Annotated in this window: 24 protein-coding genes; 10 read left to right on the top strand and 14 right to left on the bottom strand. The window is 48.3% G+C overall.

Going from position 1 to position 23,976, the window contains the following annotated elements; all coding sequences use genetic code 11:
* Nucleotides 1–43: 43 nt before the first annotated feature.
* Entirely contained in the window at nucleotides 44–1,102 is a 1,059-nt protein-coding gene (gene aroC / locus WCV72_01180; GenBank protein MFA6457988.1) for a chorismate synthase, read from the bottom strand.
* A gap of 431 nt (nucleotides 1,103–1,533) precedes the next feature.
* Between aroC and WCV72_01175 the strand changes: the two genes are divergently transcribed.
* From WCV72_01175 to WCV72_01165, 3 genes are all read left to right on the top strand, one after another.
* The gene (locus WCV72_01175; protein ID MFA6457987.1) at nucleotides 1,534–1,713 is read left to right on the top strand and encodes a helix-turn-helix domain-containing protein; all 180 of its coding nucleotides are present in this window, start codon (nucleotides 1,534–1,536) and stop codon (nucleotides 1,711–1,713) included.
* A 259-nt stretch (nucleotides 1,714–1,972) separates the two neighbouring features.
* Entirely contained in the window at nucleotides 1,973–2,146 is a 174-nt protein-coding gene (locus WCV72_01170; protein MFA6457986.1) for a hypothetical protein, read from the top strand.
* 92 nt (nucleotides 2,147–2,238) lie between these two features.
* Nucleotides 2,239–3,654, top strand: coding sequence for a glycosyltransferase family 39 protein (locus WCV72_01165; protein ID MFA6457985.1), 1,416 nt, complete (start codon nucleotides 2,239–2,241; stop codon nucleotides 3,652–3,654).
* Between the two features lie 46 nt (nucleotides 3,655–3,700).
* Here WCV72_01165 and WCV72_01160 read toward each other — a convergent pair whose 3' ends face one another.
* The 5 genes from WCV72_01160 to guaA form a co-directional block, all read right to left on the bottom strand.
* Nucleotides 3,701–4,219, bottom strand: coding sequence for a prepilin-type N-terminal cleavage/methylation domain-containing protein (locus tag WCV72_01160; GenBank protein ID MFA6457984.1), 519 nt, complete (start codon nucleotides 4,217–4,219; stop codon nucleotides 3,701–3,703).
* A gap of 61 nt (nucleotides 4,220–4,280) precedes the next feature.
* Entirely contained in the window at nucleotides 4,281–4,985 is a 705-nt protein-coding gene (locus WCV72_01155; protein MFA6457983.1) for a sugar phosphate nucleotidyltransferase, read from the bottom strand.
* A gap of 231 nt (nucleotides 4,986–5,216) precedes the next feature.
* Nucleotides 5,217–6,725: a methionine--tRNA ligase gene (locus WCV72_01150; protein MFA6457982.1), complete on the bottom strand. Its 1,509-nt coding sequence runs from the start codon at nucleotides 6,723–6,725 to the stop codon at nucleotides 5,217–5,219.
* 69 nt (nucleotides 6,726–6,794) lie between these two features.
* Nucleotides 6,795–7,829, bottom strand: coding sequence for a hypothetical protein (locus WCV72_01145; GenBank protein ID MFA6457981.1), 1,035 nt, complete (start codon nucleotides 7,827–7,829; stop codon nucleotides 6,795–6,797).
* A 129-nt stretch (nucleotides 7,830–7,958) separates the two neighbouring features.
* A complete protein-coding gene (guaA, locus tag WCV72_01140; GenBank protein ID MFA6457980.1) occupies nucleotides 7,959–9,755 on the bottom strand; it encodes a glutamine-hydrolyzing GMP synthase in 1,797 nt (598 codons plus the stop codon).
* Between the two features lie 155 nt (nucleotides 9,756–9,910).
* Here guaA and WCV72_01135 point away from each other — a divergent pair, with 155 nt between their 5' ends.
* A complete protein-coding gene (locus WCV72_01135) occupies nucleotides 9,911–10,594 on the top strand; it encodes an ATP-binding cassette domain-containing protein (GenBank protein ID MFA6457979.1) in 684 nt (227 codons plus the stop codon).
* Nucleotides 10,595–10,768: 174 nt separating this feature from the next.
* Nucleotides 10,769–11,758, top strand: coding sequence for a bifunctional oligoribonuclease/PAP phosphatase NrnA (locus WCV72_01130; protein ID MFA6457978.1), 990 nt, complete (start codon nucleotides 10,769–10,771; stop codon nucleotides 11,756–11,758).
* Nucleotides 11,759–11,795: 37 nt separating this feature from the next.
* Here the strand turns inward: WCV72_01130 and WCV72_01125 are convergent, their stop codons facing one another.
* From WCV72_01125 to WCV72_01115, 3 genes are read right to left on the bottom strand one after another with little or no spacing between them, the layout of a single operon-like run.
* Nucleotides 11,796–13,559, bottom strand: a complete 1,764-nt coding sequence (locus WCV72_01125) for a hypothetical protein (protein ID MFA6457977.1) — start codon at nucleotides 13,557–13,559, stop codon at nucleotides 11,796–11,798.
* Between the two features lie 56 nt (nucleotides 13,560–13,615).
* A complete protein-coding gene (locus WCV72_01120) occupies nucleotides 13,616–13,972 on the bottom strand; it encodes a hypothetical protein (protein MFA6457976.1) in 357 nt (118 codons plus the stop codon).
* A gap of 57 nt (nucleotides 13,973–14,029) precedes the next feature.
* Nucleotides 14,030–15,283, bottom strand: coding sequence for a cell division FtsA domain-containing protein (locus tag WCV72_01115; GenBank protein MFA6457975.1), 1,254 nt, complete (start codon nucleotides 15,281–15,283; stop codon nucleotides 14,030–14,032).
* 634 nt (nucleotides 15,284–15,917) lie between these two features.
* On the opposite strand from WCV72_01115, the gene purN reads away from it, so the two are divergent.
* Both purN and WCV72_01105 read left to right on the top strand, forming a co-directional pair.
* On the top strand, nucleotides 15,918–16,508 hold the full coding sequence (purN, locus tag WCV72_01110; protein MFA6457974.1) for a phosphoribosylglycinamide formyltransferase: 591 nt from the start codon (nucleotides 15,918–15,920) through the stop codon (nucleotides 16,506–16,508).
* Nucleotides 16,509–16,683: 175 nt separating this feature from the next.
* A complete protein-coding gene (locus WCV72_01105; GenBank protein ID MFA6457973.1) occupies nucleotides 16,684–17,046 on the top strand; it encodes a hypothetical protein in 363 nt (120 codons plus the stop codon).
* A 10-nt stretch (nucleotides 17,047–17,056) separates the two neighbouring features.
* Here WCV72_01105 and recG read toward each other — a convergent pair whose 3' ends face one another.
* The gene (gene recG, locus WCV72_01100) at nucleotides 17,057–19,138 is read right to left on the bottom strand and encodes an ATP-dependent DNA helicase RecG (GenBank protein MFA6457972.1); all 2,082 of its coding nucleotides are present in this window, start codon (nucleotides 19,136–19,138) and stop codon (nucleotides 17,057–17,059) included.
* Nucleotides 19,139–19,211: 73 nt separating this feature from the next.
* Nucleotides 19,212–19,589 (bottom strand): pilin, encoded by a 378-nt coding sequence (locus tag WCV72_01095; GenBank protein MFA6457971.1) that lies wholly within the window; start codon nucleotides 19,587–19,589, stop codon nucleotides 19,212–19,214.
* A 30-nt stretch (nucleotides 19,590–19,619) separates the two neighbouring features.
* Between WCV72_01095 and aroA the strand changes: the two genes are divergently transcribed.
* From aroA to WCV72_01080, 3 genes are read left to right on the top strand one after another with little or no spacing between them, the layout of a single operon-like run.
* Nucleotides 19,620–20,858, top strand: a complete 1,239-nt coding sequence (aroA, locus tag WCV72_01090) for a 3-phosphoshikimate 1-carboxyvinyltransferase (GenBank protein MFA6457970.1) — start codon at nucleotides 19,620–19,622, stop codon at nucleotides 20,856–20,858.
* Complete coding sequence (locus WCV72_01085) at nucleotides 20,855–21,091, top strand: hypothetical protein (protein ID MFA6457969.1); 237 nt, start codon at nucleotides 20,855–20,857, stop codon at nucleotides 21,089–21,091. The genes aroA and WCV72_01085 overlap by 4 nt, the downstream gene beginning before the upstream one ends.
* On the top strand, nucleotides 21,088–21,642 hold the full coding sequence (locus WCV72_01080; protein MFA6457968.1) for a shikimate kinase: 555 nt from the start codon (nucleotides 21,088–21,090) through the stop codon (nucleotides 21,640–21,642). Before WCV72_01085 ends, WCV72_01080 begins: the two co-directional genes overlap by 4 nt.
* Nucleotides 21,643–21,714: 72 nt before the next feature.
* Here WCV72_01080 and murB read toward each other — a convergent pair whose 3' ends face one another.
* The 3 genes from murB to WCV72_01065 are packed head-to-tail and all read right to left on the bottom strand — an operon-like array spanning nucleotide 21,715 to nucleotide 23,626.
* The gene (gene murB, locus WCV72_01075) at nucleotides 21,715–22,572 is read right to left on the bottom strand and encodes a UDP-N-acetylmuramate dehydrogenase (GenBank protein MFA6457967.1); all 858 of its coding nucleotides are present in this window, start codon (nucleotides 22,570–22,572) and stop codon (nucleotides 21,715–21,717) included.
* A 21-nt stretch (nucleotides 22,573–22,593) separates the two neighbouring features.
* Nucleotides 22,594–23,142 carry a hypothetical protein gene (locus WCV72_01070; protein MFA6457966.1) on the bottom strand — a complete coding sequence of 183 codons (549 nt, stop codon included), beginning with the start codon at nucleotides 23,140–23,142 and terminating at the stop codon, nucleotides 22,594–22,596.
* A 40-nt stretch (nucleotides 23,143–23,182) separates the two neighbouring features.
* Nucleotides 23,183–23,626 (bottom strand): hypothetical protein, encoded by a 444-nt coding sequence (locus WCV72_01065; protein ID MFA6457965.1) that lies wholly within the window; start codon nucleotides 23,624–23,626, stop codon nucleotides 23,183–23,185.
* Nucleotides 23,627–23,976 lie beyond the last annotated feature (350 nt).

The following is a 23,976-nucleotide window of genomic DNA, read 5'->3' as shown; positions in this document are numbered from 1 at the left end:
TGGTAAAAAACTACAACTGCCAGTCGTTCAAAATTTAGATTTTTTAAATCCGATCAGCCCGACTCGCGAGCAAAAGATCCGCCAGCGTGAGCGCGACCATCGCCTCCGCGACCGGGATGATGCGCGGCACGAGGCAGGGATCGTGGCGACCAGCAATTTGGATTCTTTGAGCTTTGCCCTTGGCGTCAATTGTTTTTTGAGGCGATGAGATTGAGGCTGTCGGTCGCACAGCGAGACGAATTATAATTTCCGAGCCGTCCGTGATTCCGCCGGCAATCCCTCCGCCGCGATTCGTTTTCTTTTTTTTCAGAGAAATGAACTCATCATTCATCTCTGAGCCGCGCAATTTGGCGGCAGCGAAACCGATACCGAATTCAATTCCCTTAACTCCACCAATCGAAAGCAGCGCCGCACCAAGTCGCGCCGAGATTTTGTCAAAAACTGGATTACCCAATCCCGCCGGCACATTTTGCACGCGAATCTCAATCACGCCGCCGACCGAGTCGCCCGCTTTTTGCGCCGCGACAATCGCCGCCTCCATTTTCTGCGCCGCGACCGGATCAGCTGCTCGGACTAAATTTTTTTCAATCACTTTCGCGTCGAACTTTTGGGACACGATGCCAGCGATTTCTTGCGCGAAGGCGATGATTTTAATTTTCTTTGAGTCGAGAATTTTGCGCGCAATCGCGGCTGCCGCAACTCGCGCGACCGTCTCACGACCCGACGAGCGCCCGCCACCGCGGAAATCGCGCAGACCGAATTTTTGCTGCCAAGTGAAGTCCGCGTGTCCCGGTCGAAAAATGTTCTTGAGCTTGGCGTAATCAGCCGATTTTTGGTCCTGATTGCGAATCAGTAAAGCGATCGGTGTGCCGAGCGTCTTGCCTTCGAAAACTCCCGAAAGAATTTCAACCTGATCTTTTTCATCACGCGCCGTCGTCACTTTCGACTGACCCGGTCGTCGCCGATTGAGCTCGAGCTGAATTTCCCGAGCGGAAATCGAAATGCCCGCAGGCGCGCCGTCAATCACACAACCGAGCGCGACGCCGTGTGACTCACCGAAAGTCGTAATTTTGAGGACGCTGCCGAAAGTATTGCCTGCCATCTCGAATATGATTTTACCATAAAAAATGTGTTCACTGTCTCGCTAAGCTTTAAGCACTTCTTTTAAACCACTTCCCAATCGTCTCAAATTTTTCTAACTTGTCCGAAGCTACTTGAAATTCTCGCGAATGGTTTTAAGTTTCGCCAAAAACGATAAAACTATTTCTTTCAAGCTGTTTTGTGCTACAATATCTTGGGCTTGAACAAATTTTGATTCCGTTGTCTCGGGCGAGACCAAAGCATCCCAACTTTAATTAAATTTAATCAGCTTTAATTAAATTGGGTCTTTTTAAATTAACTTGACTAAAATGTTGATAATCGAGCCTAGACTGCCTATACTACATTTAGTTGCTCCCGGTTGAATTACCTTGACTCAAATCTTGCTAAATCGTCTCGGATTGAATAAAATTCGATCCCTTCAAACGACGAATTATGCAAGATCGCATCCTCACTCCCGATCAGGTCGGCGAAATGCTGCAATTGCACCCTTTTACCATCCTGAACTACATCAAAGACGGGAAATTGCGCGGTGCGAAAATTGGTCGGGTTTATCGGATCCGGGAGAGCGACATCGAGAAATTTCTCGACAGTCAAATGCTCACCACTCCATGATTACAAGCTGCCTAGAATGCGGAAAAGCGATTTCTACCAAACAAGAACGCTGTCCGTACTGCCAAGTTTTGAATGAACAAAACGAAATTTTGAACCTGAAAACCCGTAAAAAAAGCTGGCTCGTGAAGACTCTCGCGCCGCTTTTTGAGTGAACGATAAATGTCATTGCGAGTCTGCCACGGCGGACGAAGCAATCCCGGCACGAGCATAAGAGTCCACGAGACCACTTCGCTCCGCTCGTGGTGACAATGTAAATACAATGCTAAAAATCTTCAAAATCGCGCCACGCACTTGGATGGACGAGCAACGCGTCGTGTACAAGCGCAAGGGACACACGCGCATCGAGGCGAGCGATGGACGAATTCTCTGCGCTCCGCGTCCTGGCGAAAAAATTTTTGTTGACGGCTGCGGCAATGGCTTCTTGTTCGCTTAAATGCTCTCCCACATTTTCTTAAATTTCGGCGCGCTCCTCCTGACTTTCTTCGTGCTAAATGAAGCGCTGAAAAGCTACGATGATTTGCGCTGATGCCAAATTTTGCCAAACTTAAGAACTACAGCCTCACAAATAACAAGTTTTTTTGGTGGCTCCTGTTTGGCTTAATTGTTTTTGCTTGGTGGAAATTTCGCCTCGGATTTCTCGCTCCGCGCAGCGGCGACGCCTGGATTTACTGGTATGCCGGCAAAGAGATTCTGAATGGCAATCTGCCTTACCGCGACTTTTTTTATTCTTCTCCACCGCTGATTCCCTATTTCACGGCGCTGTGGCAAATGTTTTTCGGGTTCAATCTCACGGCTGCCTTGATTGTTCCGCAGCTAATCACAATTATTTCGAGTTTTTTAATTTTCACTTTTTTCAGCCTGCAGCGACAATTTCAAGCCGGCTTGCTCGCTGCGATTACTTTTCTTTTTGCGGGCGTAGTTTTTGCCCATGCGGATTTCTTACTTGGCGCGACCATCCTCACTCCCTTTGTCATTCTTGGGCTAATTTTTTTCCAGCAAAAAAGATTTTTCTTCGCAGGCATATTTTTCGGCTTAGCCGCGCTGACGAAACTCTACGGGATAATACCAGCAATTTTTTTACTTCCGCTACTAAAAAACAGAAAGGCTTTTTTTAGTTTTATTTTGGGCGGATTCGTCTCGTTCGGAATTCCAAATTTATTTTTTTGGCTCACGATTGGCGGAAAATATCTTGATTTAATTTTTTTCAATCACTTCGCCAAACCCGTATCCGAAAGAGCATCCATCTTCCTGGCGCTGCTAAAATACAATTCCGCGCTGGTCGTGACGCTTGGTGTCGGATTTTGGCTACAACAAAAAAATGCCCTCCTCAAACCCGCCGTCATCAGCTCCGTAGGTATTTTGATTTTTTGCGCATTTTTCAACGAAATTTTTTATTTCTACTTTCAGCCACTGGCTGCAATCCTCGCAATTTTACTTGGTCAGCTATTCCTGGAAAAAAATCCAGGCGTTAAAAAATTCATCTTGCCGCTGATTCTTATTACGCTTGTTTTCAGCTCACTTTATAGCGTTTGGGATTATTACAAGGTGGATGGCAATCTCGGTCAAATCGCAGACCTAGAGCAAATGCTGCAAATCTTAGAGCGAGAGACCAAACCGAGTGAAGCAATTTGGGGCATTGGGAATCTGACGCCACTACTCGCGCTCATGGCGAATCGTCAAATTTTCGAGCACGACTTCGATACATACGCGAAGTGGGAAACTATTGGAATTGCTTCAACAGAAAAAAGACTGCGCAATCTCAGCCAGACCAAAGTCCCTCTCGTCATCACGGGAGAAAACAGCATCAAATCGTCGAAGCAAATTTACAGCGAAGGCGAGCTCTTGCCAAAAAAGTTTCTGCTGAAAAACTGCCGGATCATCCAAAAGTTTGGCTACAACGAATTCACCTTTTGGAAGTGCTTTGCGGAAAGCCGGAAATAAAAAGAGGGCGCATCGCACCCTCTTTTCTTAAAACTATTTGAAGTTCTTATAAATCCACACAGACGCTGAGCCCATACTCGTATGTTCCAATCGTCGCGGGTGACTTCGGAGCAGCTTTCGTCGCACCATCTGCCGCCGGAGTAATAATTGGATCACCAACTTCTAGATGACGAACAGCACCAGTCGAAGACTCTAAATAGGTGCCAAGCGCAAAAGCTTGGTTAGCAATACCATTACGCGAGGCTGTACAGTAGACATAAATATACGCCGCTTCATCCTGCGGATCTTTCAAATCTGCTTTCATATAACCGTTAGTAACCAACAAAGCCCCAACTGTATCATCAGCTGAAGGAGTTGGATAAACACTATTGTCCGCGTAATACATTTCCATCGCAGTCGCGATTGCATTGAAGTCAGCTTCACGAGCGGCATCACGCGCTTTCGCCGGAGCACCCATCACCTTCGGCAAGAGCGTCGCGGCGAGAATACCGATAATCATGATTACCACGATAAGCTCAACGAGCGTGAAACCTTTGCGGTCACGCAGTTTTTGGATGAGTTGCATTTTTTTGGGGGGGTTAAATTTGTTGCGAAAATTTTAGATTTTTTGAAAAACCAAAACAAATTTATTTTCGACCTTTTTCCCGAACTAATTTTGTCGCCGCGGCGAGACTCTCGAAAGTCCCGGCATCGGTCCAAAAACCTTTAATTTTCGAGCAAATAAGTGATTTTTCTTGAAGATAAAAATTATTCACATCGGTAATTTCAAGCTCGCCTCTTTTACTCGGATTCATTTTGCGAATGATGTCAAACACGCTTTTATCGAAAAAATAGAGTCCTACGACTGCGAGGTCACTTTGGGGATTTTTTGGTTTCTCGATAATTTTGCTGACTTTCGTCCCGCGAATTTCAGCGACGCCGAATCTTTCCGGGTCGGCGACTTTTTTGAGAAAAACTTTGGCGCCAGATCTGAATTCGCAAACATCCTTTTTGAAATCAGCTTCGAAAATATTGTCGCCGAGAATCACCGCGATATTTTCACCAGCGGAGAATTTTTCCGCCAAGCGCAAAGCACCCGCGATGCCGTCCGGTTTTTTTTGCAGCGCGAAGGAAATTTTGAGACCGGGAAATTTAGCCAAAACTTTTTTGAACTCAGCCAAATATTTTCCATCTGTCACAACCAAGACTTCGCGAACACCTGAATTTTTTAAAGTTGTGAGCGGAAAAAAAATCATCGGTCGATCATGCACCGGCAGCAAATGCTTATTCGTGAATTTCGTCAGCGGTAGCAAGCGCGTTCCCTTTCCGCCGGCGAGGATAATTCCCTTCATTCTTAGTTAATAGTTAATAGTTGGTAGTTGGTAGTTGGTAGTCCCGAAGGAGTCCCTTCAGGATTGGTAGTTTTTGGCATTTGTCATTGCGAGGAGCGCAGCGACGAAGCAATCTTATGAGACTAATTTTCAATCTTTGAATATTTTTGAGGCAGTTAACCCCCGAGATATCTCGGGGGTTAACGAGAGTGCCTTCTTGGCGTGATGCCTATCATAGTTCAACAGTTGATTCTAAGCTTTTTTCGGAAACAAAATTTCCGGCTTGGTTAATTTAAATTCCGAAACTGCGCCCCATTTTTTCAAATTGTCGAAATTACCTTCCAAGCTCACTCCCAAACTTTGCGCAATTTTTTGGGAAACCTTGGGAAGAAAAGGTTTAAGCGCAAGCGCAATTTGAAAAAGTAAACTCAAATAAATCGTGACCTTTTCTTCTTTCTCGTCCCCATCTTTTAACTCCCATGGTTTTTGGTCAGCTATAAACTTATTAGCAAATTCAACCAAATCGAAAATCGCCCGCAAACTTTCGCGAAAATCAAACTCACCGCTCATTGAATTTTCAATTTGCTGCCACATTTTTTCTACGCTTCGAGATGCGTCGCTACTTTTAGTTTCAGCCAAATTTAAATTTGTACCCAACTTCAAAGCCAAAATAATAACCCGACTGACCAAATTGCCCAGACCATTCGCGAGTTGCGAATTGTAAACCTCTTCAAAACGCGTTTGCGAAAAATCACCGTCCTGACCATTTGGAATTTCAGAGAGCAGATAAAAACGCAGCGCGTCACTGCCCCACTCTTTGGAAATCTCAAACGGATCGACGACATTGCCGCGCGACTTCGACATCTTCTCACCTTCAGAAGTGATGAAGCCGTGAATGTAAATTTTGTCCGGCAGTGGCACATCCGCCGCGAGCAACATCCCGAGCCAGATCCCAGCGTGGAAACGGACAATGTCTTTGCCAATGATATGAATTTTTTCGGCATCAAGCCACCACTTCTGGAAGTCCGCGCCTTCATTCGCGAAATCAATCGCGGAAATGTAATTCGTGAGAGCATCGCACCAAACATACATCGTCTGCGAAGCATCGCCTGGCACGGGAATTCCCCATTTTAATTTTTTGGAAGAGCGCGAAAATGAAATGTCGTGCAATCCTTCCTTGACCACATTGAGAAATTCTTTCGCGCGGAAGTGCGGCAGAATTTCAACTTTTTTGCCGAGAATTGCGAGAATCTGCGCGGAGAAATCCGAGAGCCGAAAAAAATAATTCTCTTCCTCGATATCTTCCAAATCTAAATTCGGATGATTCGGGCAATGACCATCAACCAAATCTTTTTCGCTCTTGAACTCCTCGCAACCCGCGCAATACTTCGCGGCATATTTGCGTTTTTCTAGCTTGCCCGCCGCCGCGATTTTCTGCCAAAGTTTTTGCGCGGCAGCGGCATGTTGCGGCGAGTCCGAAGTGCGGATGAAATCGTCGAAATCAAAATCAAGCGCGCTCTTGAGCCCGCGGAACTTTGCGGAATTCTCCGCGGTCAATTTTTCCGGCGTGGTCGAATTTTCGATTGCGGTTTTTTGAATCTTGAGACCGTGCTCGTCCGTCCCGGTCTGGAGGCGGACCGTGAAACCTCTTTGCTTGTGGAATCGCGCGAGTGCATCCGCCTCGATCGCCTCCATCGCGAAGCCGACATGCGGCGCGGCATTCACATAAGGCAGCGAAGTCGTAATGTAAAAATTCTTCATTTGCGAGATTTTAACAAAAAAGTAGAGACGCGATTAATCGCGTCTCTACAATGCCAATTTCAAATTGAATTATTTCTTGCGCTCGAACTTCCAAACTTTTTTACCCAGCAACCAAAGCACTTTGAGGAAGGCGAACACAATCGCGAGATAGGCAATCGCCGCCGCAGCATACAGAGTGAAGCTCACGAGTCGGATTGAGACGAATTGAGTCAGATCAGTGACGCTCGAAACGAAATCGCGAATTGCCTGTTTCCAGCTATCGCCAATCTGTTTCCAGTCGATGAATTTTTGCTCGTAAACCGAGACATTGAAAGTCGTGTTGGCAATCTGGCGCAACAAGTCAGCGCGACTGCGCTGCACTTGTTCAATCTCTTGGTTGATGGAAATTTTGGTTTGCGCGAGTTGCTCAATCGCCGAAATCTTGAGCGTGATCAATTGCGTCAAATTAGTGATGTCGCGTGAGCTCGTCGCGAGCTTCATCAAATCCGCATACGATGCCTGCGCTTCTGTGAGCGTCGCCTCGGTTTGTTCCAATTTTTGCGTAAGAATCGCAAGTTGGTCACTCGTCCCCTCGACCGCTTTTTGAATCGTGTAGATATTCGCACTCAGGTTTTCCGGATTGAGATTTTTAAGCAAGGTGACAATTTCCTCCGCACGCGCATTCGGAATCTCGAAGGTGAAAGAGCAACTTTGCTCGTCTTCGTTTGAATTCGAGAAGACAATCTCCGGATCCGATTTCAGACCGATAATCGTGGCGCAAATTTTAGTTTTATCATTCGGCTGATAATTCGCCGAATAGGTTTTGACTTCGTAATCTTCGGCAGTCGCATCGACGACTCCACCCTCCGGACTAGGAATCGGCGGCATGATATTCGACGAGCTCAAACCCATGCCTTTGGAATAGCTCGCATCCATCATCGCCGTCTCGGCGTATCCACGATCGTAATTGCTGCCAGTGAATGGCGAGACAATCGTCTGGAAAGCGAACGAGATGATACCGGCGACGAGTGCGAGTGCGACGATGCCGATCAAAAACGCCACGAAAATCTTCGCAATCGACTTGAGTGACCAATCGAAGTTTTGAAAAGGATGAGGAGAAGGCATTTTAAAAGGGTTAAATTTGTTTGCTTTAATATTCTACGGAAAATTTCTAAAAAAGTAACAAAAAATCTCAGATTTACGCTTTCCGACTTTTCTTAATTTTCAATCGAAAATATTAAATTTTAAATTCCTTCACTCCCACTCAATCGTCGCCGGCGGTTTATTCGTGAGGTCGAGAAAAACATGCTCGACACCATCAAGCTTGAGTAATTTTTTGGTGACCGTCGCGAAAAAAGTTTTGGGTAAGCGCGCGAAATTCGCGGTCATCGCCTCTTCTGAATTAATCGGTCGCAGAATAATCGCCTCGCCGCCTTTTTCGAAAACCGGTGCCAGCACGACCGGAAATTGCCAAACCTTGGCGTAAAGTTTTTGCGCGGACAAAGCCTGATTCACGACGGCATCAGCGGCGCGCGCCAGCTCGACGCGCGAGGTGGTCAGCTTCGCTGGAGCCGCCAAAAAAACGCGCGGCGCTTTCGCGACATCGAGACCTAAAACGACACGATTGATCTCGGGGAATTTATTGACGATCCAGGTCGCCATCGCCGAGAGCTTGTCGAAATCGCGCGACGCGGTGAAGAGCGCGACCGGGTGCGCGAAGGTCCGCGCATCGCCCTGCACACCGACTGAACGCAGTGGCAAAACTTTGCCGCGAATTTTCCATTTGCGATTAATCTCAGTCTCAATCTTATTCGTCGTTTTCGGTTTTTCGGATTCACCGCAAAGAATCCTGACACCCAAACCTGGCCCCGGAAAAGGATGGCGTTCGATTAAATTTTTCGGCAGCTTCAATTTGCGACCGACTTCACGCACCTCGTCCTTGTAAAGTTCCGCGAGCGGCTCGACGAGTAAACCTTTTTCAATCATTTTTTCAATCTCCTCGACACGGTTGTGGTGTGTTTTGATTTTGTCGGAATTGGCTGTCCCCGCCGACTCGATGGTGTCCGGATAAATCGTGCCCTGTCCGAGCAGCCACTCGCGCGGATTGAAACGCAGGCGTTTCAAAACTTTGCGCTGCACCTTGAGAAAAACGCGCCCAATGATACGGCGTTTCTCTTCCGGGTCAGTGATATTTTTGAGCGCAGCCGCGAAGTGACCAGCCTCATTCGCAACTTTTAAATTGGCGAAGCCCGCCTTGGTCAAACTCTTGTGAACTTCTTCGGCTTCGTTTTGGCGCAGCAAACCCGTGTCAATCATCAGACCGAAAACGCGTTTTTTGCCGAGTGCTTTTTCGAGCAGTGCGAAGGCAACCGTCGAATCCACTCCACCCGAGACGAGTAGAAAAACTTTTTTCTGACCAACCTGCTTTTTAATTTTGGAAATTTCGTCTTTCAGAAATTTGTCGAGGTCCCAGCTTTTTTTCGCGCCGGAAATTTTGAGAAAGTTCGCCAGAATCTTTTCGCCGAATTCCGTGTGCTTCACCTCAGGGTGAAATTGGACGCCGAAAATTTGACGAGCAGAATCTTCAATCGCAGCAAATTCGCAGTCCGCAGTCGAAGCAATTTTCTCAAAACCTTTTGGTAATTTTTTGACTTCATCGCCGTGACTCATCCAAGCGGTCGAAGCCTTGGGCAGACCAGCCAGTAATTTCGACTTACCGGTAATTTTTAATTTCGCTTCACCGAACTCCCCGCCCGCCGCTTTTTTGACTTGACCACCAAGCGCATGAACGAGAAATTGCAGACCGTAACAAATCCCGAGAATCGGTTTTTTGATCGCGAAAATCGCCGGATCAACTTTGGGTGAGTTTTTTTCGAGCACGGACTGCGGACCGCCGCTCAAAACCACCGCGCGGAAATCTTTCAGCTCAGTGGCTGGATCGACGAGATTTTGGGGAATGATGATCTCAGCGAAAACCCCCGCCCGCCGAATGCGATTCGCAATCAAGTGAGCGTACTGCCCGCCGAAGTCGAGAACAGCGATTTTGTCCACGAGGGGGATTTTACATCATTCAGCCCAGAACGAGGAACGGCGCAATTTTGAAAATTTGTTTTTCGTAAAGTTCTCAAAATTCTAAAAGTTTTCTCAAACACTAAATCTCCAAACTTCAATTTTAAATTTTAAATTTTAAATCTAAAATTCCACTCGTGATTGTCTTCGAAAACGCCACGAAAAAATACGGTAGCCGCACGGTGCTGGATCGCGTGAATTGCGAAATCGGCGGCGGCGAATTCGTCAGCGTCGTCGGGCCGAGCGGTGCAGGCAAGACGACTTTCGTGAATCTCTTGACTGGTGCGATTCATCCGACCGAGGGCTCAGTCTCCGTCGATAATTATGAGATTAATAATCTCGATGAAATTTCGCGTGCGCTTTATCTCCGCAAAGTCGGCGTGATTTTCCAAGACTACAAATTACTGCCGAAGAAAACGGTCTTCGAAAACATCGCCTTCGCGCTCGAAGTCTGCGGCGATCCGTCGAGCCTGATTAAAAAAAGAGTCGATGAAGTCATCGGCATCGTCGGACTCACCCACCGCAGAAATGCTTTTCCGTCACAGCTCTCCGGTGGCGAATGCCAGCGCACCGCGCTCGCGCGCGCACTCGTCCACGAACCGGCGCTCATCATCGGCGACGAACCGACCGGCAATCTCGATCCGCAGTCCGGCGCGGAAATCATCGATCTCTTGCTCGATATCAATAAAGCTGGCGCGACTGTCATCCTCGCGACGCACGACCGCGAGACCGTCGACCGCATCAAAAAAAGAGTGATTCGTATCGAGCGCGGCAAGCTCGTAAGTGATTTGCAGGCTGGCAAATACCACCTCGAGAAATAATTCGCCAACATTCTGAGCGAGACGCAAGCTGATTTACTAGCTTCGCTTTTTTGGAAAAACTAGAATCAGTCCTTATCTTCACATCTTCACAAACAAGCGCGCGAAAAAATTCAAATTATCGAGAAAAATAAACCTCGCGTTGCTCCATGTTCCATGTTCCATGCTTAATGTTCCATGCTAAATCTTGACCCAAAACAAATCGCGAACTTCGAAGATGCATTGCTCACTGCACGCAAGATTTTATTGCTCACACATAAAAATCCGGACGGCGACGCGCTCGGCAGCTTGCTCGCCTTATTCCAAGTTTTGGCGAAAGCCGGACGCGTCGTGACTGCTGGCTGTCTCGATCCCGCCCCGGCGATTTTGAAATTTTTGCCGACCAGCGAAAAAATCGTCAACGACTTCGACGCGGCAGAATTCGACCTCATCATCGTCCTCGACTGCGGCGACATTCACCAAACCGGATTCGACCAGTCGAAACCTGAGCTTTTCGACGGATCGCGGAAATTGGTGAAAATCGACCACCATCCTGTCGCGAGCGATTTCGGTGATGTGCAAATCGTGAACCCGGAATTTTGCGCGACCTGTTCGATCTTGACGAAGTTATTTGAAATTTTGGAAATCCCAATCACGCCCGCTGTCGCGACTTGCCTGCTCTGCGGAATTTCGACGGACACTGGCAGCTTCCGCCATTCGAACACGCGCCCGGAAACGCTGCGTTTCGCGGCGAAATTGTTGCGCCAGGGTGCGAATAATTTTGCGATTGCGAAAAATATCTACCGCTCGACTCCGCTCCCCGCGCTGAAACTCTGGGGCAGCGTACTGACAAGTTTGCGCCAGACGGACGAAGGCGTGACACTCGCGGTCGCACAGAGGAAAGATTTTGAAAATGCAGGCGCACGCGACGAAGATCTCGCTGGCGTGGTGGATTATGTGAATGCCGTGCCGAACGCGAAATTTTCGATTCTCCTGAGTGAACGCGGCGGACTCGTGAAAGCGAGCCTACGCACGCTCGACGATGCGACTGATGTCGCCGCCATCGCACGCCAATTCGGCGGCGGCGGTCATGTCAAAGCTGCGGGTTTCGCCGTCCCAGGGAAATTGGAAAAAGAAACGCGCTGGCGCGTCATCCCACCAGAAGAAAATGATTCAATGAGTGAATGATTTAATTATTGGATTATTTAATCATTTACTCATTGATTTAGCGTTTCACGCGGAATTTCACATTCTCCGGCAAATCCGGAATCATGTGCGCCCAAAACGGCCAAGAGGAAATAATCGCGCCCGAGACTTCCGGTAGATTACGAATGTAAGCTTCGGATTCAGCCGTCGAACGACCGAGAATGCGCGCGCGAATTTTTTCGACCAGTCTCGCGCCGACCTCCGTGTCGCTCGAGATGTCATATTCCTCGACACCATCAATCGTCACGGACGATTTCAAGCGTCCAGCCGCGAAGTTATTTTCTTCGACACTCACGACTGCGTTGTCAAAATTAATTTTGACAAGTGTTTTTTCCGGATGAACTTTCGTCTCAAGCTGATTGAAAAGCAGCGCGCGTAAATCGTCCGCCTCGTACGCGACAGCCCGCACGCGCGCCGAGACTGCGACCGCGAAATCATCCTGCTTCAAATCCTCGAGATTCGGCGGAATATTGATTGAGAGAATTTCAATCGAGATTGCCTTCGGATCGTCGAGCAAAACGAGCGTGCGTTTTTCAAGCTCGTTCTTTTGCGTAATCATATTTTTCAATTCTTCTTTCGCGAGATCTGTGACTTCGCGCGTGACTGTCGCTTTGACATTGTCGAGGTCGTCCTTGGAAATAAATTTCGTAATTTTGGTCACGCCACCAGTGAAGGGCTTTTGGGATTCGCCCCAGAAAAGTGAAGGTGAGAGCGACCGAATCGCCGGAAATGTGAAGAAGGTCGGCGCGAGATTGCCGCGATCGCCGACGAAAGTACCTTCGCAAGTATCGGGCTCATTGACGCAGTCGCAGCTCTGATCGTCAGTGAGACAGGCCTCGACCTCCGCCACGACTGAGCCGTACTCAGAACCCACCGCCGCTGGAATCGTGAGTGCGCGAACCGTGTGAAAAATAATTCCCTCGGGCGAACGCAAGCGCGACGGCACGATGAATTTGTCTTTGTTCGAGCGATTGTAGAGCGTCACCTCGCCGCGCGAGGACGAGCCATTGAAAATCTGACCGGTCGCACCGATGCGCAAATCACGCGTGAAATTGAGTGTCAGAAATTCTGACGCCACCGTATGCGTGTCGAGCGCCTCGGAAGCTCCCGAGCTGACGCGATCCGTGAAAATCACATTCACGACTTTGGAAAGTGGATCGGAGCGCGGCGTGACATAAATCGTCGCCGTGGGGACAGCGATGTAGATAATGAAGAAAAGCAGGGCGACCGCACCAGCGAGCAGCCCGAAAAGAATGCGGCGCGACGGCGCGCGCACGACCAGCGTCGCTTTGCCATCGTCGGAAAATTCCTCCAGCGCAGCCGCACCGGCGACTCGCTGCCAGACTTTTTTGGCACCGGAAATCGGACTGAGCTTCGCGAGCGGAATTTCGTCACGCGAGAGTTTTTGTAATTGCGGAAAAACTTTCGCGGCAAGCTCGATGATTTTAAATTTACGGCGGACGATTTTGAGTGGTTCACTCGCTGGCAAATTTTTGGGCGATGAACCGACGGCTTTCATATTTTCGAGCGCAGCCAGTCCGGCTTCGCCCGCCAGTCGCCGCCCGGCTTCGTCGCGTGTCACGATCGTGAGCGTCTTGCCGGCGTGTTCGGATTTGAAGCGGAGAATTTTGAGACTCACCAAACTTTGCAAAACTTGAGCGCGTGCCGGAATCACGAGCGCGATGTTTTTCCCGGGCGTTTTACGAATCTGCCCAAAAATAGTCGTTACCTCGTCGTCGAGGTCGACATAAACAATTTCGAATTTTGGTTCAAAAACTCCCACTGCCGGGACATTTTAACGCAAGACGCAAAGAAATGAATTGCGCAAATCAAAAAAAGCTAGCTCGCGAATTTTGGTGCTTCAAAAACTTGAACAATCTTATATTTTCCTCCTTCAACTAATTCCTTAACCTCTCCTTCCAAAAGAATTTTAAACTCTATCCAATCAATCTCGCTAGTGCCAATCGGACGCTGGAATTTCCATATTCGTGCAAAAATTTCACCAAAATTAAAAATCTCACCGGTTGGATCACTGATTTCTATTTCCACCCTTACTCTATCTCGTAGCAAAGCTGCTGTAATAAAACTTTTGCCTTCTCGGTATGACCAGCGACCACCAGCACAAATATTAATTCCAAATCTATTTGGTGGAGCAGGAAACATATCAGCGCGAAATTTTTTTTCAGCCTCTGACAAAATTTTCAGATTTTAAAGGATTACATTTTAGCCCTTCTTTTCAAATTTTTGAAGAATTCAATTTTGGAGCAGCTTCACCGTTTTACGCAGAATCGCAGATAGCATGCCTTCTTCGCCCGCGAGCGAAATCCCGAGATTCGCCAAAGCCAAAGGTGTCACATCCTGCACCGTGCGAATCAAGCCGGTCTGGTCAGTGAAATTGGAAATGTCATCGGGGCAAAGAAATTTGACCATCGGCTTTCCGCGGAAAGGCAGATTGGCGGCAAACTTCGGATCGCTGAGGGTTTTTTTAATTTCCGGCAAGCGCGATCCGCCACCGCAAAGCAAAATCCGCGGCGGCAATTCGGATTCACCGAGCATCTCCGCGAGCGCGACCTCGACACCCGACGCCCAGACATCGATATCGCCTGCGAGCGCATTTTCGACAATTTTTTGGCGGCGGTCGCTGAGCTTGTTTTGTGAATAATCGATTTTGATTTGTTCCGCTTCGACCTGGGAAATGTTCAAAGTATGGGCGATGCGCTTGGTGAAAGTCCGTCCACCGACTGCGAACATTTTGGTCGTGAGTTCCCCACCACCGCGCAGCAGCGCGAGATCGGTCGTCCCGCCACCGACATCGATGAAAATCGCGGAGAGATCTTCGTCCGGCAGGCAGCGTGCGACTGCGAATGGTTCGGTCGCAATCGTGAGCAAGTCCAATTCCAACTCGGCGGCAATCGTCTGCAACGCGCCGAAGTGAACAAGCGGCGCAAAAGAATTAAAAACGGAAAGCGTCACTTCCGATCCCTGGAAACCGATTGGATTCGAGCTGCGCTGACCGTCGATTTTTGAATCGATGACTGCTGCATTGACCAGCTTCACATCAATCTCGCTGTGACCGCTGTCACGCGCGAGCTCGCGGCGCACGCGGTCAAAAGCCCGCGTCTGCACGCGTTGCACGATCGCGCGCAACTCCGGCAATTCGATCCGCACTTCTGGATTTTCCCGCGTGTAAGAAATCGTCGTCGTCGCACCGCGCACCAATTCACCGGCGATTCCCATCACCGCCTGCTCCGGCTGCACACCCGCCAATCGCGCCGCCTGCTCCATCGCCGCACCTGCTGTCTCCGTCACACCAGCAATATTTGCGACTGTCCCCGCTGCCATGTCACCCAGTTTTTGGCGGACTTTGGAATAACCAATCACAAACCCGTGATTGTCTTCAATCCGAAAAATCAACGCCTTCACAAATTCGCTGCCGATGTCGAGCGCGAGGACGACATTGCCCTCGGGAGCTTTTGGTCGGAGACGATAGAAAAATTTGCGGAACAAGGTGGATGGATTTTAGCGAGAATTGAAAAAATTCCGAAATGAAAAATCAAAATAAAAAACCCCAACCGAAGTCAGGGTTTTTCAATTGCGGTCGAAGCGCGCTCTATCGGTCGCGGGTGGCAAAAAATTGCCGAGTTGCAACTGAGAGCTTGATGCGCCCTTTCCACAAAGAAAGGTGTTCTCCTTTCCAAAAATGCTTTGCCTCACTTGCGAAGTTAGAGTCTTTCGCCGACTACTTTCTGTTTTTGTTTTCGGGGTAGCAAATTTTAGGTTTGCTGTTTGTTTGAAAACGCTATTTGAAAGCGTGTTTTGTGGGTGGAGTGGTGATTTGGGCCGCCTCCATCGCGAAGCAAAACAGCCGAAGCTGATTTTTTACAGCCGAGAATTTGTTTTGAATTCTGCTGCTCTGGTCTGGCGAGATTTGAAGGAAAAGCTGTTTCCGATTTCTTTAGCGTTTCATATCAGTGTAATCGCACTCTCTCATGAGGTCAAGCAAAGATGACTTGTCGAAGATAATAAGTAATTGTATAAAATATTTATTCAGCGTTTTTTCGGCTTAAAAAAGCCGAATTAATTTTGAAAAATTATCGCCAAAATCAACCGATTTTACTTGTTTGCTAAAATTTCCCCTGCCTTGAATCCCCAAAAATCCTTTCGTATCGTCGTTCTCGCCTCGACCAATGGCACTGATTTCGGCGCAATGCTGGCAGAAAAATCCGCTGGAAAATTGCAGGGCGTGGAATTCGTCGGACTCGTCGCAAATAAAAATTGCGGCGCCGTCGAGCGTGCCGCCGCGAGCGGCGTGCCGACTTTCGTGCTCGATGGTAAAGCGGAAAATTTCCACGCTGAGCTGCTCACGACTGTGAAAAATTTAAATCCGGATTTGATTTGCATGGTCGGCTGGATGAAATTTTTGCGCCCGGATTTTTGCACTGAATTCGAGAATAAAATTCTGAATGTGCACCCCAGCCTGCTGCCAAAATTCGCCGGGAAAATGGATGGCAGCGTGCACGAAGAAGTTTTAAAAGCGGGCGAAAAAGAAAGCGGCATGACGATTCACCTCGCGACCGCCGATGTCGATGCCGGCCCAATCATTTGCCAAAAATCAGTCGCCATCGCCGACGAAGAAACCGTCGAAAGCCTGCGCGCCAAAGTCCAGGATTTGGAAAAAAAATGGTACCCCGAAGTAATCAGATGGTTCCGCGATGGAAAGATCTATTTCTAAAAAACAAAATCAAATTCTAAATTAAACACAGGAAAACGAAGTCCTACGAAGTCCGCCGCGGCGGACGAAGTAGGGCGAAGTAATCAGATGGTTCCGCGATGGAAAGATCTATTTCTAAAGAAATTTGATTTTAGAAAAAAGAGCGCGCTAAACTTAACTCTCTTAATTTTCAAAAATGCCCGAAACCTATACCAACATAACCGAAGCTAAAATTGAGACTGAAATTTTTGAGATTACAATTCCTCCATCACTCGAAGACGCAACCGAAGTTTTAGAATCTTTGCGCACCGCATTAGCAGAACTAAAAAGAAACCCTGGTATGGAAAGCTCTAAACTTCATTGGGCAATTCTTTGGAAAACAAAAGCATTATCGCAAATCTGTGAAACAAAAAAGAAAGCCCCTTTCCAACGACCATCATCTCTAGCGAAATGGTCTAAAGTTCTTGAAGATATAGACTCGTTGGAAAAAGAACTCGCTTCTATAATAACCCGTGAGAAAATCAAATTCGCATATTCTTCTGAAGATGTGCCCGAATAAAAAAAACCGCTTAATTGTTTTCTCTGCGTTCGTCTATTGCCTCCAGCTTTTTTAAAATCTCCGGAAAATTTTGGAGCAACGGATCCGCAGCGAGAATCTCTTGACCGAGCTCACGCGATTTTTTGATCAAATCATGGTCTGTCAATTTCGCGATTTTGAGATCCGGAATTCCCGACTGGCGCACGCCAAAGACTTCGCCCGGACCGCGATTCGCGAGATCGATTTTCGCGAGCTCGAAACCGGAAGAAATTTTTTCGAGTGCGTGCAGCCGTGACTGCGCCTCCTCCGAATCGGCTTCGGAAAAAAGGAAACAATAACTTTGCTGCGAGCCGCGTCCGACGCGCCCGCGCAATTGGTGCAACTGCGCCAGCCCGAATCTTTCGGCGGCTTCGATCAACATGATCGTCGCATTCGCGACATCGATGCCGACCTCGATCACGGTGGTGGCAACGAGAATCTGGATCTCGCCCGCCGCGAAGGCTGCCATCGCCGCGTCTTTTTCTTTCGGGCGCATCTTGCCGTGCAGCAATCCGAGAGTGAGTTGTGGAAAAACTTTTTTGGAAAGCCGTTCGAATTCTTTTTTCGCCGATTTGATTTCGAGCACTTCGGATTCCTCGACGAGCGGACAGACGATGAAAACCTGCCGACCTTTCGCAACTTCCGACTCAATCCATCTCTCCGCCTCGACTCTTTTGTTTTTCGGAACGATTTTGGTAATTGGCGGAATCCGACCCGGCGGCATTTCGTCGATGATCGAGACATCCTGATCGCCGAAAATCGTAAGTGCCAAAGTGCGCGGAATCGGCGTCGCCGTCAGCGAGAGCACATGCGGCGTGCCATTTTTGCGAATCAAAGTGCGCTGCTCGACACCGAAACGATGTTGCTCATCAATCACCGCGAGTCCGAGATTTTGGAAATCAATTTTGGATTCCAGCAGCGCGTGCGTCCCGACGACCAGGTCGAGCGCACCAGATTTTAATTTCGCGGCAATGTCTTTTTTCTTCGCTGCCGGAGTCGAGCCCGTCAGGAGCTCACCGCGAATACCGAGTGGATGCAAAATTTTGAGAAAATTGCGGAAATGCTGCGCGGCGAGAATTTCAGTCGGCGCGAGTAGAGCCGCTTGGCAATTATTTTTCGCCGCGAGAAAAATCGCGAGCGCAGCGACGATGGTTTTGCCACTGCCGACATCACCTTCGAGCAAGCGATTCATCGGCAAATCTTTTTGTAAATCGGCGAGAATCTCGGCCGAAGCTTTTTTCTGCGCTGCGGTAAATTTGAAAGGTAGAGTCGTCGCGAATTCCTCGAGGAAATTTTGGGGCGCGAGAATTTTGCGCGCCGAACCCGCCGCACCAATCTGCCAATCGAGCTTACGGCGCAGGGCGGAAAGCTGAAGTAAAAATAATTCTTCGAACGCAAGCGTCGCGCGCGCACTCTCTAACTGCGCGAATGAGTCTGGAAAATGAATTTGGCGAATCGCCTCCCCGCGCGGCAATAAATTTTTGACTGCCGTCGCTGTCTCCGCCGTTAACCCCCGAGTTAACTCGGGGGTTAACTCGCCCAAAAGATTAGGCAGCTGCGCTGAATAATCGAGCAAGGGAAAAATTTTTTCGCGCAGCCACTTGGAAGAAATGAGTTTGCCGTGGGTGCGATAAATCGGCACAATGCGCCCCGCATGAATCATCTCGTCGGAAATTTTTTCGAATGAGCCGCCGATCAAAGTCAACGCTCCGCGCAGTCCGATTTGAATCTTGCCGGAGATGGCGATCTCGTCGCCATTGCGCAGAATGCGCGCAACGAAAGTTTGGTTAAACCAAGTCAGATTGAGTCCGCCCTCAGCGGAAATCAAACGCGCGGAGACAATCGTCCGACCACGCGGCGTACGAAACGATTTCAGATTTTGAATCGTGCCGACGACTGTCGCCTCTTCATTCGGCAGCAATTCGGAAAATTTTTTCGGCGCGGAAAAATCGACATACTTCCGCGGAAAATAATTCAACAAATCTGCGACGCGCGTAATGCCGATTTCGGCGAGACTTTTGAGGTGCCGACTCGTCGTCGCGAGAATTTCGGAAAGAGGCTCAGAAACATCCACCTCTGAATTTTACAAAAAAACGCCCTCAAAAACTCAGTGACTTAACAACTTAAAGACTTAACAACTTAACGACTCAGCTGCTCGTCAGCCAAACTTGGACGAAATTGACGATGACCCACGCGAGCACGGAGACCGCGAAACCAGTGAGCGCAAAAGCAATGGTTTTTTTGCCCGCCTCTTTGTCATCGACCATTCCGCCAATCATGTATTTGTAGCCGCCGATTACGACGAAAAGCACGGCAATCCCACCCGCAATGTAAATCAAGAAATCAATCAGATAAATGATGTAAGCCGGCAAATCGTAAAGCTCGAATTTGCCCGTGCGAAATTTTTCGACAAGATCTCCGGATGCCGGAATCAGAGTCGTCGCCGGATCAGCGAAGACCAGTGCGACTGTCGAGGTCAGCGCAAAAGCAGCCAGCGTAATTCGAGAAATAATTTTCGCAAACATTCCTCGCGATTTTAGCAAATTCGCTAAAATATAATCGTGCTTGAGATTCTTCCGCCGACGGGCGCACTTGTCGGAAATGTCATTCTGCCCGGTTCGAAATCGATCACGAATCGCGCGCTTTTACTAGCGGCACTCGCCGATGGCAAATCGGAAATTCGCGGCGCACTGAAATCAGACGACACGCGCTACATGGCGACCGGACTGCGCCAGCTCGGAATCGAAATTGACGAGCCGGATGCAACGACTTTCATCGTGCATGGTCAGAATGGGAAATTGGCAGAATCGACTAAGTCACTATTTCTGGGAAATGCCGGCACGGCAACAAGATTTTTGACCGCGGCGGCGCTACTCGTGAATGGCACGACGACAATCGACGGCGACGCACACATGCGCGAGCGACCGATTGGCGACCTCGTCGAAGCCTTGCGGCAACTCGGCGCGCAATTTGAATTTCTCGGGAAAGAAAATTGTCCGCCCCTGCGCATTACTTGCAGCGGAAAAATTACCGGTGCGGCGGTAAAAATTCACGCCGATATTTCGAGCCAATTTTTGTCCGCGATTTTGATGATCGCACCATTTGCGCCGCGAAAACTGAAAATCGAAATTGTCGGTAAGCTCGCCTCACGCGGCTACATCGCAATCACGGAAAAAGTCATGGCAGCTTTTGGTTTCGAGAGCGAGAGCTGCACTGGCGCACCAAGCAAATACCGCGCGACCGATTTCATAGTCGAGCCAGATGCTTCCTCGGCGACTTATTTTTGGGCAGCGGAAAAATTGCTCAACCAAAAAATTGAGCTCCTGAATACGCCGACAAATTGGATTCAGCCGGATGCCGCCACCGCGGAATTGATCAATCAATTTCCGCACTTACCGAACGAAATCAACGGCGAAAATTTCCCCGACGCTGTCCCGACACTTGCCGTGCTCGCCGCTTTTTCCGGTCAGGAAATTCGCTTCACTGGCATCGCGAATTTGCGCGTGAAGGAATGTGACCGCATCGCCGCACTCGTGCTAAATCTGAACAAAATCAAACCGGAGCTCGCCGCAGAAGAGGGCGACGAATTAATAATTTTCGGCGACACTAAGCTCGCGCGAAACGGTCGTCCTGCCGAAATCGAATCGTTCGACGACCACCGCATCGCGATGGCTTTTTTCTTGGCTGGATTGAAAATCCCTGGGATCAAAATCGACAAACCCGATTGCGTCGCAAAAAGTTTTCCGCAGTTTTGGGAGGTCTGGGAGCAGCTCGGGGTAAAATTTTTGAAATGAAAAAAATTGTTGAAATCGCGGGCTGGCTCGGCACAACTTTAATCTTGGGTGCCTTCGCTGCGAATGTTTTCGCAATCTGGTCCAACGAAAGTTTGCTCTACCTCAGCGCAAACGCACTCGGCGCAGCACTCGTCGGCTGGAATGTTTTTGTCAAAAAGTCATGGCCAGCGCTCGCACTCGAAATCGTTTGGTTCTTTGTCGCTATTTTTGGAATTGTGAAATTTTTCGCATGAAAAAAATCGAGAAAAATCTCGTCTTGATTGGCATGCGCGGCAGCGGCAAAACTGCCGTCGGCGAAACTTTGGCGCAGTTTCTAGATTTTCGTTTCGTCGATGTCGATGCCGAACTGGAAAAAGCCGAGCAAGTGAAAATTGCGGAAATCGTCGCAGCTAAAGGCTGGGAACATTTTCGGGATTTGGAAACGCAATACACCAAACAATTCGCGGCGGAAAAAAATGTCGTAATTTCGACCGGCGGTGGCGTTGTGCTGCGACCAGAAAATGTCGCGAGTTTGAAAAAAAACGGCGTCGTAATTTTCATCCATGCGCCGATTGAATTTCTGGCGCGGCGCGTCGCGAAAAATTCTAACCGCCCAAGTCTGACCGGAGAAAATCCGGTCGCTGAACTCGCGAAAGTTTGGACTGAACGCGAAAAATTTTATCGCGCGGCGGCGGATGTCGAAGTCTTTTTCGATTTCGAGACAAAGAACAAAAAGACCGACCTCCTGCGCAAGTCCAAATTAATTTTGAAAGCCGTCAAAAACTTCGCAAATTCCAAAGATTAAATTCCAATCTCCAAATAATTTTCAAACAAGCTGCAATTTAAAAATTTGGATTTGTTTTTTGAAGTTTGGAATTTATTTGAGATTTGGATTTTGGGATTTGGAATTTCCAACAGCAACCACTTCTCTTTCTAATTCAATTCCAAACTTGGCTTTCACTGCCTCAGCGACAATCTTTTCCAGTGTGAGAAAATCCGCGGCTGTCGCGCCACCCGCATTCTCAAAAAAATTCGCGTGCTTTTCAGATACTCTCGCACCGCCAATTTGCAGACCGCGACAACCCGCTGCTTCAATCAACTCCCACGCCGATTCGCCCGCTGGGTTTTTGAACCAGCTGCCTGCCGTATTGGCGAAAGGCTGTTTGGCAATTTTTTCAAGCACGATTTTTTGAATTTGCTCGACGAGATTTTCCGAACTTTTTTCTAATGCGAATTCGACCTCGACCAAAATCGAGGCGCGTAAATTGGAGTCGCGGTATTTGAATTCAAGCGAATTTTTTTCGAGGACCCTGACCGCACCGTTTTCGAAAATTGTCACACGCGCGACTTTTTCGCCAAGGCCATTAGCATTACCGACGACCGCGCCGCCGACTGTGCCGGGAATCCCCGCGAAACTTTCGAGTCCGGCGAGATTTTTTGTCGCCACCGCGGCAATCAAATTCGCGAGCGACTCACCCGCCCCGACTTTGACGCGATTACCGTCGAAAGCGATGCCGCGAATTTCGTTATGAATGACGAGACCGCGAAATCCCGCATCCGCGAATAAAATATTTGAACCGCCGCCGAGAACAAAGACGGGCAAATTTTTACTTGTTGCGAATTCGAGCGCGAACTGCAGCTCGGCCAGATTCGTGACGCGCGCGAAAAAATCTGCTGCACCACCGACGCGCAAAGTCGTGAACTCGGCAAGCGAAATGTCCTTTTCAATTATCAATATTAAATTTTAAATATTAAATTATTCGTCTGTTTTTAAAGTTGCTGGTGCGAGATTCGGTACAATTTCTTTGTCGGCATTTTTTTTCTCACGCACTTGGACGACAGCATCACGGACAGTGATTTCATTGGATTTGATACGGACGATTTGCGAAGAATTGATCAGCTTTTGCGCCGTCGGAATGCCGAGGATTCTTTTCGCAACATCGATCTTGGTCAGCACCCAACCATTCGTCTCGAAACGGAAGTCGATAACCTCGCCGAGAAATTGGCGCGAAACGGTGAAAACGCGATTACCGAAAATCGGCGCATTCAGCTTGATCACTTCGGCAATGCGAATAATTTCATCAGGAGTCGCGAGCGCTTCGGGATTTTCGACCCAGACTGCGTCAGCCGAAATCCGTGCAACATCAATCGTCGGCAAAAGTAATTTGTGATCCTTCCTCGTAAAAAACGCGACAATCTCACCATTCAGCGGATTGACGATCAGCTGCTCGACACGACCGAGCAGACCGTGCGACAGCTTCTCACGAATCGGCAAACCGAGAATTTCTCGAAAACTTTTTTGCATCGGACGACTATTTTAGCGCGAAAAAAGTTTGACGAAAAATTTAGTCCTCACCGCCATCCTGTACAGATTTTTTCTCGCCCCCTTCTAATTGAGGAATTATACGAACAGTTATCGCTTCATCCCAACCGTCTTTTTCATGGGAACGATCAATCTTGACTTTATGATCTGGCAAATTCAAAAGTTTTGGCAATTCGGACGAGAGCGTGACTTCAAAAAATTGCCTCAAGCCTTCGTCGTTCCCTGTTAAATTACTGATTTGACAATCTTCCATTGTCTTAGAAATCAGTCTCCTAACTAACTCAATCGAAACACCATTGATTTTGGTACGATGATCCAAAATTTCGAAAACTCCGGAGCGCACTCGACAAACCAAACTAATTGAGCAAAAAAAATCAGACAAAAACTTAACTGCTGGTTTGTTTTTTGCGAGCTGTGGCGCAGATGGTGATGCGGACTTATCAACCGAACCCGGACTATTTGGCATGAATAAAATTAATAAGCTGTCATTATAAAACTATAAAAAACATTTTGCAAGTTTTTTTATAGCGGCAAATTTATGGCTTCTGAACGCCAAAAACAGCGCACTTACGAATCTGCGAGCTGTTTCGGCTGAAATTTAGACTGATGGAGAAATATCAGTCTGATCCAGGGCATCTTGCGGATTTGGCTTTCGTACCTCGCCAGATTCACTAGCGTAGATATCAAGAAACCGCTTTACCATCGGCTCACGAACCTCTGGGGACGGACTTCCCGGATCACAATCTATGCTCTTGCCATGATCACCTTCTTTGTTGGAGTTGGGCATTTCAATTTTGGTTAAAAAATAAGACCCAA

Source organism: Patescibacteria group bacterium, from assembly GCA_041665585.1.
Lineage (GTDB): Bacteria > Patescibacteriota > Gracilibacteria > JAHISY01 > JAHISY01 > JAHISY01.
The sequence above is the reverse complement of the archived record's forward strand: the minus strand, read 5'-3'. Positions and strand labels throughout refer to the sequence as shown.